This is a genomic window from Saccharopolyspora dendranthemae, assembly GCF_007829955.1.
GTDB lineage: Bacteria > Actinomycetota > Actinomycetes > Mycobacteriales > Pseudonocardiaceae > Saccharopolyspora > Saccharopolyspora dendranthemae.
This window is the reverse complement of record NZ_VIWX01000001.1, coordinates 508,069-524,047: the sequence shown is the minus strand read 5'-3', so window position 1 is coordinate 524,047 and position 15,979 is coordinate 508,069. Positions and strand designations below refer to the sequence as shown.

General features: G+C 69.8%; 16 protein-coding genes. 12 read left to right on the top strand and 4 right to left on the bottom strand.

Going from position 1 to position 15,979, the window contains the following annotated elements; translation table 11 throughout:
• Positions 1 to 52: 52 nt before the first annotated feature.
• On the bottom strand, positions 53 to 943 hold the full coding sequence (locus FHU35_RS02250; protein WP_145736199.1) for an SRPBCC family protein: 891 nt from the start codon (positions 941 to 943) through the stop codon (positions 53 to 55).
• On the bottom strand, positions 936 to 1,460 hold the full coding sequence (locus FHU35_RS02245) for a hypothetical protein (RefSeq protein WP_145736197.1): 525 nt from the start codon (positions 1,458 to 1,460) through the stop codon (positions 936 to 938). The genes FHU35_RS02250 and FHU35_RS02245 overlap by 8 nt, the downstream gene beginning before the upstream one ends.
• 150 nt (positions 1,461 to 1,610) lie before the next feature.
• Between FHU35_RS02245 and FHU35_RS02240 the strand changes: the two genes are divergently transcribed.
• Entirely contained in the window at positions 1,611 to 2,522 is a 912-nt protein-coding gene (locus FHU35_RS02240) for a TrbL/VirB6 family protein (RefSeq protein WP_145736196.1), read from the top strand.
• The gene (locus FHU35_RS02235) at positions 2,519 to 2,758 is read left to right on the top strand and encodes a hypothetical protein (RefSeq protein WP_145736194.1); all 240 of its coding nucleotides are present in this window, start codon (positions 2,519 to 2,521) and stop codon (positions 2,756 to 2,758) included. Before FHU35_RS02240 ends, FHU35_RS02235 begins: the two co-directional genes overlap by 4 nt.
• Before the next feature lie 109 nt (positions 2,759 to 2,867).
• On the opposite strand, the gene FHU35_RS02230 is transcribed toward FHU35_RS02235, so the two are convergent.
• Positions 2,868 to 3,671 (bottom strand): FadR/GntR family transcriptional regulator, encoded by an 804-nt coding sequence (locus tag FHU35_RS02230; protein ID WP_145736192.1) that lies wholly within the window; start codon positions 3,669 to 3,671, stop codon positions 2,868 to 2,870.
• A gap of 118 nt (positions 3,672 to 3,789) precedes the next feature.
• On the opposite strand from FHU35_RS02230, the gene FHU35_RS02225 reads away from it, so the two are divergent.
• From FHU35_RS02225 to FHU35_RS02190, 8 genes are all read left to right on the top strand, one after another.
• On the top strand, positions 3,790 to 4,614 hold the full coding sequence (locus FHU35_RS02225) for an HpcH/HpaI aldolase/citrate lyase family protein (RefSeq protein WP_145736190.1): 825 nt from the start codon (positions 3,790 to 3,792) through the stop codon (positions 4,612 to 4,614).
• Between the two features lie 127 nt (positions 4,615 to 4,741).
• The gene (locus FHU35_RS02220) at positions 4,742 to 6,130 is read left to right on the top strand and encodes an MFS transporter (protein WP_145736189.1); all 1,389 of its coding nucleotides are present in this window, start codon (positions 4,742 to 4,744) and stop codon (positions 6,128 to 6,130) included.
• A gap of 25 nt (positions 6,131 to 6,155) precedes the next feature.
• Positions 6,156 to 6,686, top strand: coding sequence for a MaoC family dehydratase (locus tag FHU35_RS02215; protein ID WP_425474091.1), 531 nt, complete (start codon positions 6,156 to 6,158; stop codon positions 6,684 to 6,686).
• A complete protein-coding gene (locus FHU35_RS02210; RefSeq protein WP_145736186.1) occupies positions 6,683 to 7,888 on the top strand; it encodes a CaiB/BaiF CoA transferase family protein in 1,206 nt (401 codons plus the stop codon). The genes FHU35_RS02215 and FHU35_RS02210 overlap by 4 nt, the downstream gene beginning before the upstream one ends.
• 4 nt (positions 7,889 to 7,892) lie before the next feature.
• Positions 7,893 to 9,056, top strand: a complete 1,164-nt coding sequence (locus FHU35_RS02205) for an acyl-CoA dehydrogenase family protein (protein ID WP_145736184.1) — start codon at positions 7,893 to 7,895, stop codon at positions 9,054 to 9,056.
• Positions 9,057 to 9,076: 20 nt separating this feature from the next.
• Complete coding sequence (locus FHU35_RS02200; RefSeq protein WP_145736182.1) at positions 9,077 to 10,438, top strand: MmgE/PrpD family protein; 1,362 nt, start codon at positions 9,077 to 9,079, stop codon at positions 10,436 to 10,438.
• The gene (locus FHU35_RS02195) at positions 10,431 to 11,450 is read left to right on the top strand and encodes an LLM class flavin-dependent oxidoreductase (protein WP_145736180.1); all 1,020 of its coding nucleotides are present in this window, start codon (positions 10,431 to 10,433) and stop codon (positions 11,448 to 11,450) included. The genes FHU35_RS02200 and FHU35_RS02195 overlap by 8 nt, the downstream gene beginning before the upstream one ends.
• Before the next feature lie 188 nt (positions 11,451 to 11,638).
• Positions 11,639 to 12,787, top strand: a complete 1,149-nt coding sequence (locus tag FHU35_RS02190) for a damage-control phosphatase ARMT1 family protein (RefSeq protein ID WP_222429261.1) — start codon at positions 11,639 to 11,641, stop codon at positions 12,785 to 12,787.
• 52 nt (positions 12,788 to 12,839) lie between these two features.
• Here the strand turns inward: FHU35_RS02190 and FHU35_RS02185 are convergent, their stop codons facing one another.
• Entirely contained in the window at positions 12,840 to 13,205 is a 366-nt protein-coding gene (locus tag FHU35_RS02185; protein ID WP_145736178.1) for a VOC family protein, read from the bottom strand.
• Here FHU35_RS02185 and FHU35_RS02180 point away from each other — a divergent pair.
• Both FHU35_RS02180 and FHU35_RS02175 read left to right on the top strand, forming a co-directional pair.
• A complete protein-coding gene (locus FHU35_RS02180; RefSeq protein ID WP_342788483.1) occupies positions 13,183 to 14,262 on the top strand; it encodes a helix-turn-helix transcriptional regulator in 1,080 nt (359 codons plus the stop codon). The two genes, FHU35_RS02185 and FHU35_RS02180, sit on opposite strands and share 23 nt — an antisense overlap.
• Positions 14,263 to 14,603: 341 nt before the next feature.
• On the top strand, positions 14,604 to 15,905 hold the full coding sequence (locus FHU35_RS02175; RefSeq protein WP_145736174.1) for a family 43 glycosylhydrolase: 1,302 nt from the start codon (positions 14,604 to 14,606) through the stop codon (positions 15,903 to 15,905).
• Positions 15,906 to 15,979 lie beyond the last annotated feature (74 nt).

The window sequence follows — 15,979 nt, the reverse complement described above, 5'->3', positions numbered from 1 at the left end:
GTACCGACGTCGGTGCGGCGGGAGGTGCCGAGGCCCTCCGGGGGAGGGCCGATCACCCTCGGCGAGAGGCGGGCTCGTTCTCCTCGCTCTCCTCGCCGTAGTCGTCCTGGTCCTCGTCGAGGGCTTCTTCGTGGGTTCTGACCACCTGCTCGTCCCGGATCTCGCCGCGCCAGCCCTCGATCTCGTCCTGCTCGAGGATGGTGCGCGTCATCATGTGCCGCTTGATGTGCTTGAAGTCCGAGCGGACGCGTCTTCCCTGCGCACGCCACAGGTTCGCGGTCTTCTCGAAGAAGCCCTTCGGGTAGTACTCGATGACCAGCAGGACGCGGGTCATCGTGGGCGCGAGCTCGTGGAAGGTCACCGCGCCGTCGGCGTAGCCCTTCGACCCGGTCGACTTCCACACGATCCGCTCGTCCGGAACCTGCTCGACGATGGTCGATTCCCAGTCCCGGTGGGAGAAGAAGATCTGGGCGCGCCAGGTGATCGTCTCGTCGGACTCCTGCTCGACCTTCTCCACCTTCCTGGTGAAGCTGGGGAAGTCCTCGAACGTGGTCCACTGGTCGTAGGCGACGCGAACCGGGAGACCGACGTCGAACTCCTCGATGATGTTGACGACCTTCCCGCCGCTGCTGCCGCCACCACCGCCGCCCAGCGCTTGCTGGACCTTGTCCTTGGCGCCTGCGGCTCCGGCGTTCAGCGCGGCCTTGACCGGCGACTTCCCCTCGGCCAGGTCCTTCGCTCCGGTGAGCGCCGCGGTCGTCCCGGAGCCGCCGTCGTTGGCGACATCGGTCAGCTTGCCGGTGAGATCGGTGATCTTGCCGGTCACCGAACCGACCGCTCGGGAGACGATCGCTTCGAGGAGGTCTGCAGCGGCGTCCTTGAGGTGGTCGAACGGCAGTTCCTTCAGCAGTCCGCGGGTCTCCTGGCGCTCGTCGTCAGCCATCGTTCCCACCGGCCTTGCGGGTGGAGGCGGCCCTGGGCTTCCTCGGGGCGGACGGCTTTCGGGGTGCGCGCGCGGGCGCGTCCTGGGTCTCCGACCGCTGCGAGGACGCCGGCTTCCGGCCATCGGACTCGGCGGGCTGGTCGTTGGACTCCTCTTGCCGGTCGCCGGACTCGGCAGGCTGGTCCTCGGACTCGTCTTGCTCGGCGTGCTGGTCGTCGGGTTCGTCCTTCCCGGCACGGATCTTGGCGGCCCGCTCCGACAGGTCGTCGCCCAGGGAGTCGATCTTGCCGCTGGCAGCGGACACGGCAGCGGATCTGGCGGCATCGACCAGGCGATCGCGGAGCGTGCCGGTGAGCTCGGTCGGCACCGAGCTTCCCGCCTTCGCCAGCAGGTCGGTGGGACTCTTCACGCGCCGACCCACCAGGACCCCGCCGGCCATGAGCGCCAGCTTCATCCGGCGGGTCCGGCCGAGGGCGTAGCCGACCGCTACGGCCGTCGCGATCTGCGCCTTGCTCATCCGGGCCTCCTGTTCGAGTGCTCGTGAGCGCAAAACTAGGAGCGCGAGCTGGTGCCTGGTAGGGCCGAAGTCCTCTTACCCGGTGAGAACGCCGCCGACTAAGGCTGGTGGTGAAGTCGAGCGCGTTACCGCTGGAGAGGGGGTTCGGCCATGGCCGCTGAGGATGAGCGCCCGGAGAACGCGGAGCTGGTGGAGTCCGGTGTTGAGGGCGAACCCGTGCCCGAGGCCAGGCGACGTGATGAGCATCCGGACGTCTACCTCGATGTCCCGGTGGTCAAGGTCGACGAGATCAGCCTGGAGGTGGAGAACCTCCGCGCGCGGGTGTCGCTCCAGGCCGAGGTCCTCGACCTCCTGAAGCTCAACGTGGGTGTCGATGCCGAGCTCGGTCGCGTCGCGCTGCAGATCAAAGGTGTCGAGGCGCAGGCCCGGCTCGACGTCCGACTGGACAACGTCGCCAACGTCCTCGACCGGGTGCTGACGACGATCGACCGCAATCCTCAGATTCTGGAGAACCTCACCAGAAGCCTGGGCCGCGCAGTGGAAGACGTGGGCGAAGGCGCCGGCTCCGCCGTGAAAGAAGTGGGCGAGGGCGCCGGTCAAGCGGTCGAGGAAGTGGGTGAAGGTGCGGGCTCGGCGGTCGAGGAGGTCGGATCCGGTGCCGGCAGTGCCGTGCAGAGCGTCGGGGAGGGTGCCGGATCGGCGGTCGAGGACGTCGGTGCCGGTGCCGGTGGTGCCGTGGAGAACGTGGGCGAGGGTGCGGGCTCGGCGGTGAAGGAGGTCGGATCCGGTGCTGGTGGTGCGGTGGAGAACGTCGGCGAAGGCGCCGGCTCCGCCGTGGAGGACGTCGGTGAAGCCGCCGAGGACGTGGGCGAAGGCGCCGGTCGAGCCGTCGAGGACGTCGGCGACGCGGCCGAGCAGGTCGGCCGGGGCGCCCGCGACGTCGTCGGCGACGACTCCGGAGGTGAGGAATCGCCGAAAAGGCGTGCTGCACCGAGGGAGCCGGTGCGGCGAGCGCGCCGCAGCGGTCGCGATGCGCCCTCCAGGAGAGAACGACGCCGGTGAGCCGGGAACATCGCGCGGACGTGTCGTTCACCAGCACCGCGCGCGCCGAGGAGATCACCTTCCTGGAAGCGCCGGAGAGCAGGGTCGACTTCTCCGGGGACACCGACGAGCGGTCCACCTCGGGAAGCGAACGCACCAACCTCCCGACCCCGGTGGCACCCGGCGCCACCTACCGCGACATCGAGGTCAACTACCGGATCATGGCTTTCCTGAGGCGAGGGAGTTCGGGCGAATGAGGGCGTCCGCGCCCAGTTTTAGTCCAAACTGAGCGGACATTTCGGGCGTCGAGGGTCCTCGGTTTGGACTAAAACTGGGATTTGGTGAGTGTTTCGGGTCAGCGTGCGATCAGTCTCGGTCTTGGCTCCGCCAGGTCTCGCCGTAGAGGTCGCGCAGGTCGAGGAGGTGGTTGCGCATGACCTCCTCGGCTTCGGCCGCTTCGCCGTTGGCGATGTGGTCGACGATGCTCAGGTGGCAGGTGTCGACCTGGTCCCACTGCTCCTGGGCGACCGAAGCGCGGTCGAGTCGGGTGCGCAGCACGTCGCTGACGGGCTGGCCCATCATCGTGAGCATCAGGTTCCCGGTCGCCATGAGGATCATGGTGTGGAAGTCCATGTGCGTGACGAAGCCGCTGGGGTCGCGGGAATCGCGCGGCGCTTCGGCCGCGGCGCGCAACGCGTCGATGGTGTCGGGGTCGGCGCGTTGCGCGGCCAGCCGGGCGGCGGCCGGTTCGAGCAGCAGGCGTGCCTCGAGCAGGTCGCCGATGCCCAATTGCGGTGTGGCGACCAGAACGCCGAGCATTCCGCCGAGGTCGTCGACGAGCTTGTTCGGTTCGGGTGCGGCGACGAACGATCCGCCCTGCACGCCGCGCCGCGTCTCGATCAGGTGCTGGCTGGCCAGGGCGCGCAGCGCTTCGCGCACGGTGGAACGGCTCACGCCGAACATGCCCGTCAGCTCGGATTCCGACGGCAGCCGGGAGCCGGGATCGAGCACGCCGCGCATGATCTGGGAGCGCAGCTCGTCGGCGACCTGCCGGTAGGCGGGCCGGACCTTCTGCACCCGCAGGTGCGCTCGGGGCGCGGCCGGGGAGGGGGTGTGCCCCTCGTCGGCCGGCGAGGACGCGGTGCCCCGGGGGTCCTGGTTCGAGCTCATCTGTTCACGCTCCGGAGTGCTGCTCGCGGTGTCACGGCCTCGTGACCCGCTCTGACTGCCATCCCACCTTATCCCGCACGGCTACCGTGCGGGGGCCTTCTGTGTAAAAGTCAGACGTATGAGTGAAGAATCGCTGATCGGCGCCCGAACCGTCCTTTTCGTTCCCGGTGATCGACCTGACCGCTTCGCGAAAGCCGTTGCGTCCGGCGCGGATCTGGTGATCCTCGACCTCGAGGACGCGGTCGCGCCCGACGCCAAGCCGGAGGCGAGGAAGGCCGTCAGCGACTGGCTGGCCACCGGGCCGTCCCGCGTCGCCGTGCGCATCAACCCGCCGTCGACCCCGTGGTACTCCGCCGACGTCGCGGCGATGCCCGCGGTGCCGGTGATGCTGCCGAAGGCGCAGGACCCGGTGGAGGTCGCCGCGCTGGCTTCCGAGCTGGGGCCGGACGCGCGGGTGATCCCGCTGATCGAGACGGCGCTCGGCGTGCACCGGGCGGTCGAGGTCTGCGCCGCGCCGGGTGTCGTCCGGCCCGCCTTCGGCAGCGTCGATCTGGCGGCCGAGCTCGGCGTCGACCCGGCCGACGTGGAGGCCCTGCGCCACGCGCGATCCGCTCTGGTCCTGGCCGCCCGGGTGGCCGGGGTCGGCGCGCCGATCGAGGGTGTCACCACGGCGGTGCGGGACGAGGAGGTGCTGCTCGCCGACTGCGCGCACGCCCTCTCCCTCGGCTTCACGGCGAAGCTCTGCATCCACCCGGCCCAGGTGGCGGCGGTGGCCCGGGCCTTCGCTCCCAGTCGCGAGGAGATCGAGTGGGCGCGGAAAGTGCTGGTCGCGGCCGGATCCGGCGGGGTGGCGGTGCTCGACGGGAAGCTGATCGACCGCCCGGTGGAGCTGCGGGCCCGCTCGATCCTGCTGCGCGCGGGCGACAGCGAGAACGGCGCCTGAGGGCTTGCGCTTCTAAATGTCTGATGATTAATGTCGCCGGTGTGGCCGGGACCACCCGGTCGCTCCGCGCGAGGAGGCGCGGGGCCCGACAGGCGCGCAGCGTTGCGCGCCGGAGGGAGGACGACCAATGGTGTCTCGACCATCCGATCCCGATGCCGGGGTGTCCCCGCCGGGCAGCGGGACAGCCGATCTCGCCGCTCGCCTCGACCGGATCCCGGTCGTCACCAGGACGCACCACCGCTGGGCGTGGCTGCTCGGCTCCCTGTTCGTCTTCGACCTGGTCGACCTCAACTCCTTCGCCTTCGCCGCCCCGGCGCTGCGCGCCGAGTGGGGGCTCTCGATCGGCGGCGTCGGCGCGATCACCTCGGCGGGCTTCGTCGGCATGTTCTTCGGGGCGATCGTCGGCGGCAGACTCTCCGACCGCATCGGCCGACGCCCGGTGCTCATCGGCGCGGTGTTCTTCTACTCGCTGTTCTCGTTGCTGAGCGCCTTCGCCGTCGGGCCGTGGTCGCTGGGAATCCTGCGCGTGCTCACCGGTTTCGGTCTGCAGGCGATGACCGGTGTGCTGCTGGTGTGGGTCAGCGAGATGTTCCCGCGCGCCCATCGCGGCCGGTACCAGGCGTTGCTGCTGGCCATCGGCCTGGCCGGGGTTCCCATCGCGGCGTGGGCCGCGCGCCTGGTGGTGCCGTTGGGCGAGGGCGGCTGGCGGTGGATCTTCGTCGTCGGAGCCCTGGGCGCGATCGCCGGCGTGGTGGCGCTGCGGGCGCTGCCCGAGTCGGTGCGCTGGCGTGCCGCGCACGGGTTGACCGGCGGTGAGGAAGAGCTCGTCGCGAAGCTGGAGGCCCAGGCCGAAACGCGCACGGGACAGCCGCTTCCGGAACCCGAGCTGGAGCGCCCGGTCGGGGCGGGCAAGGTGAGCGAGCTGCTGCGCGGCGCCACACTGCGCAAGACGATCGTCGCCTCGGCGGCGTGCGTGTTCCTGATCCTGTCGTTCTACGGCTTCAGCTCGTGGGTGCCGACGCTGCTGGTCGAGCGCGGGTACACCACGGCGCAGAGCCTGACCTTCTCCTCGATCCTGGCGATCGCCGCGGTGCCCGGTGCGCTGCTCGCGATGCCGATCATCGACCGGTTCGAGCGCAAGACGGTGATCTTCGGGCTCCAGGTCGCGGTCGCGGTCCTGCTGCTGCTGTTCGGGCTGATCCCGCACTCGGCGGCGATCCTGATCTGCGGCTTCGGCGCGGCGATGCTCATGCAGACCGGTGTCGCCACGCTCTACACCTACATCGCCGAGGTCTTCCCGCTGCACCTGCGCGGTCTCGGCTCCGGCATCGCCAACGGCTCCGGCCGCCTGGCCGGTGTGGTCGGGGGACTGCTGGTCGCCGGACTGTACTCCGGGCTGGGCATGTCGGCGGTCTACGTCTACCTGGCCGTCGCGGCACTGGCGATGGGGCTGGTGATGCTGCTGTTCGGCGAGCGCACCACCAACCGCCGGTTGGAAGAAATCGAACGCGCCTGACATCGGCGCACTCTCGGAAGGGAACGTGGCTGTGGCTGTGAAACCCGGCTGGCAGGGCCGATTCTTCGAGGACTTCGAGATCGGGGACGTCTACCAGCACCCCCTCGGCCGTACGGTCAACGAAACCGACAACACGTGGTTCACGTTGCTGACGATGAACACCAACCAGGCGCACTTCAACGCGCAGGTCGGTTCCTCGTCGGAGTTCGGTCGGATGCTGGTGGTCTCGCCCCTGACGATCGCCATCGCGATAGGGCAGTCGGTCACCGACCTCACCCAGAACGCGTTCGCGAACCTGGGTCTCGACGAGCTCAAGCTGACCGCACCGGTCTACGCCGGAGACACCCTGTGGTCGGAGTCGATCGTGCTGGCCAAGCGCGAGTCCGGATCGCGCCCGCAGGCGGGCATCGTCACGGTCAAGACCCGCACTCTCAACCAGGACGCCGTCGAGGTGCTGTCGTTCAAGCGCACCTTCTACGTGCACAAGCGGGAGGCCGGCGGGGCGGGAACGCTGTTCCCGCAGGCCGCCGAGCCGCTGAGTCTGGAGGAGTCATGAGGCCTCTGGAGGACGTGCGGATCATCTCGCTGGAGCAGTACGGCGCGGGTCCGTTCGGCTCGATGCACCTGGCCGAGCTGGGCGCGCAGATCATCAAGGTGGAGGACCCGTCGGTCGACGGCGACGTCGGCCGGACGGTGCCGCCCTACGCCGTCGAGGGCGACTCGCTGTTCTTCCAGTCCTTCAACCGCGACAAGTCCTCGATCACCCTCGACATCCGCTCCGAGGAGGGACGCGAGGTGTTCGAGGACCTGGTCCGGGACGCCGACGCCGTGTACTCCAACCTGCGCGGCGACGTCCCGGAGAAGCTGCGGATCCGCTACGACGACCTCAAGGACATCAACCCGAGGATCGTCTGCTGCTCGCTGACCGGCTTCGGCATGACGGGGCCGAGGTCGGGGGAACCGGGCTACGACTACGTGCTGCAGGCCCTCGGCGGCTGGATGTCGCTGACCGGCGAACCCGGTGGCGCGCCGCAGAAGACCGGACTGTCCCTCGTGGACTACTGCGGCGGTTACGTGGCGGCGATCTCGCTGCTGTCGGGCATCCACGCGGCCCGCCGCGACGGAGTGGGCACCGACTGCGACCTGTCGCTCTACGACACCGCGATCAGTCTGCTCACCTATCCCGGGACCTGGCACCTGACCGCGGGTTACGAGCCCGCGCGCACCCGGCAGTCGGCGCACCCGTCGCTGGTGCCGTTCCAGGCGTTCGAGGCGTCCGACGGGTGGCTGGTGGTGGGCTGCGCCAAGGAGAAGTTCTGGCAGCGGCTCACCGAGGTCGTCGGACGGCCCGAGCTGGCCGAGGACCCGCGCTTCCTGACCTTCGCCGACCGGGACCGCAACCGCGAGGAGCTCCTCCCAGTGCTGGAGGGAATCCTGCGCACCCGCACCGTCGACGAGTGGCTGGAACCGCTGTACGCGGCGTCGATCCCGTGCGCACCGATCAACGACGTCGCCGCCGCGATGACCGATCCGCACACCCTGCAGCGCGACCTCGTCGCCAGCACCGAGCACCCCGACCTCGGGACGGTGCGCACGCTGCGCAGCGCGGTGCGCGTCGGCCCGCCGGGCGCCGACAGGGTGCCGACCCGCGGGGCGCCCCCGATGGGTGCCGACACCGGCCGCGTGCTGCGGGAACTGGGCTACGACGACGACAAGATCGCCTCGCTGCGACGAGCGGGCGTGCTGGGGAAGGGTTGAGGCAGTGGACTTCAAGCTCAACGACGAACAACGGCTGTTCCGCGACACGCTGCACGACTTCGTCGACCGCGAGATCGTGCCGGTCGCCCGCGACTGGGAGCACTCCGGCCGCTATCCGACGGAGATCGTCGAGGGGATGAAGCAGCTCGGCCTGTTCGGCCTGGCCGTCCCAGAGGAGCACGGCGGGCTGGGAGCCGACACCGTGTCGTTCGCCCTGGCCTTCGAGGAGATCTCGCGCGGCTGGATGGGCATCGCGGGCATCCTCGGCAGCCACTCGGTGTCCTGCTTCATGCTCGCCCGGCACGGCACCGAGGAGCAGAAGGCCGCGTACCTGCCGGAACTCGCGACGGGGAAGCGGCGCACCGGCATCGCGCTCACCGAGCCCGGCGCGGGCACCGACCTGCAGGGCATCCGCACCACCGCGCGCCGCGACGGCGACGACTACGTCGTCAACGGCACCAAGATGTGGATCACCAACGCCCGGCACGCCGACCCGCTGCCGGTGCTGGTCAAGACCGATCCCGCGGCCAGCCCGGCGCACCGGGGCATGAGCGTCCTGCTGGTGGACGCGGACACGCCCGGGCTGGAGGTGACCCGCGACATCGGCAAGCTCGGCTACAAGGGCACCGAGTCCTGCGAGGTCGTCCTGACCGACGTGCGGGTCCCCGCTTCGCAGCTGCTCGGCGGGGTGGAGGGCCGGGGCATGCAGCAGGCGCTGTCGTCGCTGGAGACCGGGCGGATCAACATCGCCGCCCGCAGCGTCGGCATCGCGCAGCGCGCCTACGAGGAGGCGCTGGGCTACGCCCGCGACCGCACCGCCTTCGGTCAGGCGATCGGCGAGTTCCAAGCCGTGCAGCTGAGGATCGCCGAGATCGCAGTGCGGTTGCAGTCGGCCCGCCTGATGACCTACTGGGCGGCCTCCCGGATGGACGACGGCGTGCGGATGGACGCCGAGTCGGGCATGGCGAAGATCTTCGCCTCCGAGCAGGCGTTGGCGTGCGCCACGGACGCGATGCGCATCCACGGCGGCTACGGCTACTCGACGGAGTTCGAGGTCGAGCGCCTGTACCGGGACGCCCCGCTGATGTCGATCGGCGAGGGCACCAACGACGTGCTGCGCGGCGTCGTCGCCAAGGCCCTGCTAGCGGGCAAGGCGACGCTGCGGTGACTCGAACTGGAGGATCGACGATGACTCTGTCCCGGCAGGTTGGCGAATTCGCCGCGAAGGCCACGATGTCCGACGTCCCGGAGGAGGTGCTGGTGCGGGCCCGGCACCTCGTGCTCGACGCCGTCGGCCTCGCCTTCGCCTCCACCCGCTACCCGTTCGCGGCCGTGGCGCGCGACGCGCTGACCGCCTTCGACCGAGGTGACCACCCGGTGCTGGCCATGCCGGACCGGCTCACCGCGCGGGACGCGGCGGTGCTCAACGGCGTGCTCATCCACGGCATGGACTTCGACGACACGCACATCCCCGCTGTGACCCACGTGTCGGCGGCCGCGCTGCCCGCGGCGTTGTCGGCCGCCGTCGGGAAGGGCGCCAGCACCCGGGAGCTGCTGCTGGCCTACGTCCTGGGCGTCGAGGTCTCGGCGCGGGTCGGGATCGGTGGCGCCGGCGGTTTCCACGACGTCGGGTTCCACCCGACCGCGGTCGCGGGCGCGTTCGGTGCGGCGGTGGCCGCGGGCAAGGTCGCCGGGCTGGACGCCGAGCGGCTGGCGATGGCGCAAGGCGTCGTCGGTTCGATGAGCGCCGGACTGCTGGAATTCCTCGCCGACGGCGCGTGGACGAAGCGCCTGCACCCGGGCTGGGCGGCGATGTCCGGCCTCACCGCCGCGAGCTTCGCCCAGGCGGGCTGGACCGGGCCGAACGAGGTCTACGAAGGCCGGTTCGGCCTCTACAACACGCACCTGACCGGCCGCGACGTGCGTCCCGACGCGGTGACCGAGGGGTGGGGCGAGACGTGGGAGCTGATGCGCACCGCCGTCAAGCCGTATCCGATCTGCCACTTCATCCACGCCTTCGCCGACGCCGCGCTCGTCCTGCGGCCCGAGATCGGTGACACCGCGATCAGCCGCATCCGGTGCGCGATCCACCCGGTTCCGGGCAAGGTCGTGTGCGAGCCGCTGGAGGCGAAGTGGGCGCCGCGCGACGAGTACGACGCGAAGTTCAGCCTGCCGTTCGTGGTCGCCACCGCGCTCGAACGGGGACGCTTCACGCTCGCCGAGCTGGAGGAGGAGGCGTTGCGGGACCAGGACGTGCTCGCCCTGGCGGGCAAGGTCGAGGTTCGCGATGACGACGAAAGCGCTTTCCCCGCAGCGTATTCGGGTCACGTCGAGATCGAGCTGGCCGACGGCCGGGTGCTGCGGCACCGCGAGCAGGTCAACCGCGGGCACGACGAGCGGCCGCTGAGCAACGACGAGATCGTCGCGAAGTTCCGGGACACCATCGGCACGGCGGCTTCGGCCGGCACCGCGGAGAAGGTGCTCGACGCGGTGCTCTCGCTCGGTGACGGCACTCCCGCATCGGACTTCGCGGAGGCCTGCCGTGGTTGACCGCCCTGTGCAGGTCGGGGTCTTCCTGACCCATCAGCAACCAGCGGGCCGGGACCCGGTCGAGGCGCTGAGCGAGCAGCTCAGCCTCGTCCGGGCGGCCCGGGACGGCGGTCTGGACTCGGTGTTCGCCGGGCAGCACCACCTGCCGGAGAGCTTCTCCCACATCCAGCCGCTGCCGTGGCTCGCACGGCTGGCCGCCGACGCGGGGGAGATGCGCATCGGCACCGGGATTCACCTGCTCGCGCTGCACAACCCGGTGGACACCGCGGAGAACTTCGCGAGCTTGGACACCGTCACCGGCGGGCGGTCGATCTTCGGGGTCGGGCTCGGGTACCGCGAGGTCGAGTACGCGGGCTTCGGCATCCGCCCGGAGCAGAAGGTCGAGCGCTTCACCGAGAACCTCCGCATCGTCGAGGAGCTCTGGAGCGGGCAGCCGGTCCACGCCGACAACCCGTGGTGCCGCCTCGACGGCGTCCGCTCCACCGCGCTGCCGCGCACCAGGCCTCCGGTCTGGATGGCGGCCAACGCGGACGCCGCCGTCCGCCGCGCGGCCCGGCTGGCCGACACCTGGCTGATCAACCCGCACGCCACCGCCACCACCATCCGCAGGCAACTCGACCTCTTCCACGCCGAACGCGCAGCGGCCGGTCGCGGACCGGTCGAAGAGCTGCCGCTCATGCGCGAGATCTACTGCGCACCCACCCGCGCACGCGCGCTGGAGCTCGCCCGGCCGCACCTCGCCCGCAAGTACGAGGTCTACGCCGACTGGGGTCAGGACAAGGCCCTGCCCGGGAAGGACTCGTTCCGGGTCGACTACACCGACCTCGCGGACGACCGCTTCATCGTCGGCTCCCCGCAGGACTGCGTGGAGGCGCTGCTCCCGTGGCGCGACGAGCTGGGCGTCACCCACTTCGTGCTGCGCACGGAATGGGCGGGAATGCCGGTGGAAGACGCCCGAGCCTCGATCGACCTCCTCGCCGCGGAAGTCGCCCCGGTCCTCCGCGGCGCGTGACCCGGGGCGGTTTTGGTCTGAACTGACCGGGTAGAACGGTCGTTGATCATGGACGGTTCGGGCCAGAACCGCCCCTCGGCCACCGCCGCTCATGGCCCTACTCCCACCGTCCGTGCGCAGGTCGTGGGCGGGTGGGGATTTCGTGCGAGCATGGGGTCGACGTGCTGGGCGGAACAGGGGAGTGGTTCGTGGTGGTGGCGCCTTGGATCGGGATCGGTGAGCCGGGCTCGTTCGGGTGGCGGGTGTTCCACGAGCGCCACCCCGTGATGATCGAACGGCTCTGCTCGGCGCACCCGTTCGGCCCGGACGTGCGGGACGGGCTGTCCGCGCTGCTGCGGGAGTCGACCGAAGGGGACGTCGCACCCCTCGACGACGACGCGCCGGACCACCAGGTGTGGGCGGAGTGGGCCGCCGACCAGCTCGGACGGCCGTGGGCGGAGACGTCGTTCCTGTTCGCGGAGAGCTACTTCTTCCGGAAGCTGCTGGCGGTGACCGGCTTTTTCGCGCCCGGACCGTGGCGGGGAGTCGACCCGTTCACGCCGATGAAACGCGCTGAGCTGCACAACGACGCCACCGCCGAAACGCTGAAGGCGCTCGACGAGCTCCCGCACCTCGACGGTGCCGAGCGCGATGCCGCCGTGGTCCAGGCCGCGGTGTGGGGGAACCAGGCGGACCTGGCCTTCCAGCTCTCCACCGACGCGGGCGGCGGCACGTCCGGGCTGATCAGCGGATCGCCGGAGGAGTTCTGGTCGCTGTTCGGGGAACCGGGTGCGGTGCACCTCGTCGCCGACAACGCGGCCGGTGAGCTCGCGGCCGACCTGGTGCTCGTCGACCGGCTGCTCGCCACAGGACGCGCTGGTCACGTCGTGCTGCACGTCAAACCGGGCCCCTACTACGTCTCCGACGCCACCCCGACCGACGTCCTGGAGGTCCTGAACCACCTCGCGGGGCTGCCCGGTGAGGCGGGAGAGATCGGCGCCCGCGTGCAGAACGCGTTGCGGGCAGGCGACATCTCGGTCCGGTCGCATCCGTTCTTCTGCGCGCCGAAGGAGTTCAGCGAGATGCCGCGCGATCTGCGAGCGGAGTTCGAGTCGGCGGCCGTCACGATCTTCAAGGGCGACCTCAACTACCGCCGACTCGTCGGGGACCGGCACTGGCCGGCGACCCGGCCGTTCGCCGACGCCGTCTCGCACTTCCCCGGCCCGGTGGCCGCGCTCCGCGTCCTGAAGTCCGAGGTCGCGGTCGGCCTGGACGTCGACGTGGTGTCCTCGCTCGACGCCAGTGACGAGCCCTGGCGGACCACGGGCGCCCACGCCCTCATCCACACCAGTCGCTAGGGATCGGACGTGACCGCGCACCGTGGCATCAGGAGCCGGTGTCCCTCGAAGGTCAGTCCTGAGGCGCGACGCGAATTCGGTTCCCATCGGGGTCCGCTGCCAGGAAGGTTCGGCCGAAACCCGCGTCGCTGGGAGCACGCAGGATCGTGACCCCCTTGGCCTTCCACTCCTCGAAGAGCTCGTCGAGACGGCCGGGTCCACCACCGACGGCGAGGCAGATCTCACTGGTCCGAGGGACAGCGGACGAGAGGTTCTCGAACTGGCCGGACCACAGCGCGAGATCAGCGCCAGGGCCGAGATCGAAGGCGATGTATCCCGGGGTCTCGAACGACGGGCTCATGTCGAGGAGATCGCCGTAGAAGCGAGCTGAGGCGGGCGCGTCGTTCACGTAGACGATGGTCACGATGGAGGCGGTCATGGTTGTCCCTTCCGCGTTGATGAACCGGTATCGCCAAGGATGCGGACGATGTGCGCCGGATCCTGTCCGCATTCGCTGGGAGAGTGGGAGGATGACCCCGGACCGCTTCTTCTCGTTGGTCTTGCTCCTCGAGTCACGGGAGGCGATGACCACGCAGGAGCTCGCCGCGGCGCTCGGGGTCTCGCTCCGAACCATCACCCGCGATGTGAACTGGCTCCGCGATGCCGGTTTCCCCGTGACCGCGCAACGGGGACGCCTGGGAGGCGTGACCATGGTGCCCGGGGTGGGGCTCGACCTCACGCGGCTCACTCCCGGGGAACGTGATCACCTGTCGTTGGCCGGGCTCGACGAGAAGCAGCGATCGGAGCTCAACGCCTCGGGTGAGGGGCAGCGCGCGCTCGCCAAGGTCGCGATGACGCGGTCGAGTCGGGTCGACGGGCTCCTCTCGCTCGCGGAGGTCGTGCACGTGGACAGTCGTCCGTGGCGCCAGCCGAAAGCCGGTGGTCCCACGCCGGCGTCACTGGTCGGTCCCATCCGGCGGGAACGGCAGCTGCGGATCGAGTACGCCGGCTCGCGCGGGTCGAGCGCACGCGAGCTGGTCGTCGACCCGTACGGGCTGCTGGCCAAGGCCGGCAGCTGGTACCTGGTGGCCGACTGCGCGGGTGTCCCGCGCATGTACCGGCTCGAACGGATATCGACGTGGTCGGAGCTCGGACACCGACGACGCACCCGCGAAACCGAGACCCTGACCACGGTCGTCGCTGAGCTCCTGGAGCAGTGGGAACACCAGCACAGCATCGAAGTGGTCGCCACGATCGACCGGTCACAAGCTGAGCGAGCGCAGCGGATCTTCGGGCGAAATCTCGTCTGGGGCGACCAGGACCATTCCGATACCGGCCGGCCGGTCACGATCTCCTTCCCCTCCTTGGAGGACGTCCGCGCGCTCCTTCCGTTCGGGAGCGCCATCACCGTGCACGGTCCGCGCGAAGCCGAGGAACGACTTCGCGACCTCGCCAACGAGCTCGTCGAGCACTACCAGGCGTCCTCAACGTCGTGACCCGCGCCCGCTGGGGATCGACTCGGGCGAGCAATTCTGCCGGAGCTGCGCGGAACAATTCCTCGAATTCATCCGTGGTTTCGGCCACCCGGGAGCAACCTGTTCGAATGTGGCTGCCGGGCGATGGGCGGTCGTGGCGACAATGCCGTTGCGGCATGCTTGAAAAGCGCTCTGAACTGCGGAAAGAATGGGCTCCGCTGGCCATTTTGATGCCGACTCGCCGAATTTCCTCGATATCCCCAACCGCGCGCGGAAAATGGCGGTAATGTCGATCAGGTGACCGAGATGGGGGCATGTCGGTCGATTTCATCGTGTGGTGCGCTACGAAGAGGAGAACTCCTATGTCCGGCTTCGAAACCGGCCCGCACCCGAACCGCCGGACCCTGCTGCTGGGGGCCGCCGGTGCGCTGGGGATGGCGACCTTCCTGCCCGCCGCGGGCTGGGGAGCAGGGGTGTCGTCGCAGCAGGACTACCCGCCGAACTGGCCTCCCGTGGAGCCCTACGGCGACGCCGACACCCGCAAGGACCTGGAACCCAGGGGCGACAACTCCCGGGTTCTCGACCTGGAACTCCGGTCCCGCGACCAAGAACTCGGCAGGGTCTGGATCCGGGACACCTACGTCAACCGCTTCGTCGTCGACGGCCAGGAGGTGTACGTCGCCACCGGCACCACCAAGGTGGCGAGCAGGCCGGGCGCGGCACCGTGGAACGACGGCATCTTCCTCTGGATCGCCGATTCCCTCGACGGTCCGTGGAAGCTCGTGGACACCACCGAGATCCGCCCTGACGCCGAGAAGGGCAAGGTCTGGTCACCCGAGTTCGTCGGAGAGAACGAGCCCGACCGCACGGTGGTCGCGCCGTGGCAGCGGTACGCGGGCGAAGGCGACGAGAAGCGGGGCGACGTGTGGGCGCCGGAAGTGCACCACTTCCGCGGCACCTGGTACATCGTCGCGTGCATGGGTGACCACTCGCGCAAGGTCGGTTCGTTCTTGCTCAAGAGCGAAGGCGGAATCGCCGGTCCGTACCGCGTGGTGCGCGGCAACCTCGACAAGCCCTTCGGCGAGCTCAATCCCGGCACACCCGACGGGATTGACCCGAACGTGTACTACCACATCGACGGCGGGATCTACGCCGAAGGCGACAAGGCGTGGCTGGTGCTGCACAACGACCTCTACGCCGAGTTCGAGGACGACATGGAGGACATCGTCCAGAAGACGAACCTGCCGAAGTTCGGGCAAACGCGCTACGACCGCGAGCCGTACCTCGAAGGCGCGCACGTGCTCAAGCACGAGGGCAAGTACTACCTCATGCACGCGGCGTGGAACAAGAAGACGCGTCCCGGCGGCACGGTCCGCCAAGCCTACACGCGGGAGGGCGAGCGCCACCAGTACGACGCGATCATCGCGGTCTCGGACCACTTCGAAGGCCCGTACTCGAAGCGCTGGACCGCCGGGATCGGCGCGGGCCACAACAACCTGTTCGTCGACGGGGACGGTCAGGTCTGGGCCACGTTCTTCCGCAACCCGGCCGCCGGGTACTGGGCCGACCCGTCACGGGTGGACGACGCGGCGGTGGCCGGTGTCGTCCGCGTGGAGTGGACCGGCCCTGAGGGCAACCGCTTGTACGTCGAACGCCGGGGCTGAGCAGAGTGTGGGGGTGGGGAAGTTTTCATGAAAACTTCCCCACCCCCACACCGCGTGACGCCGCGGGTTTCGGT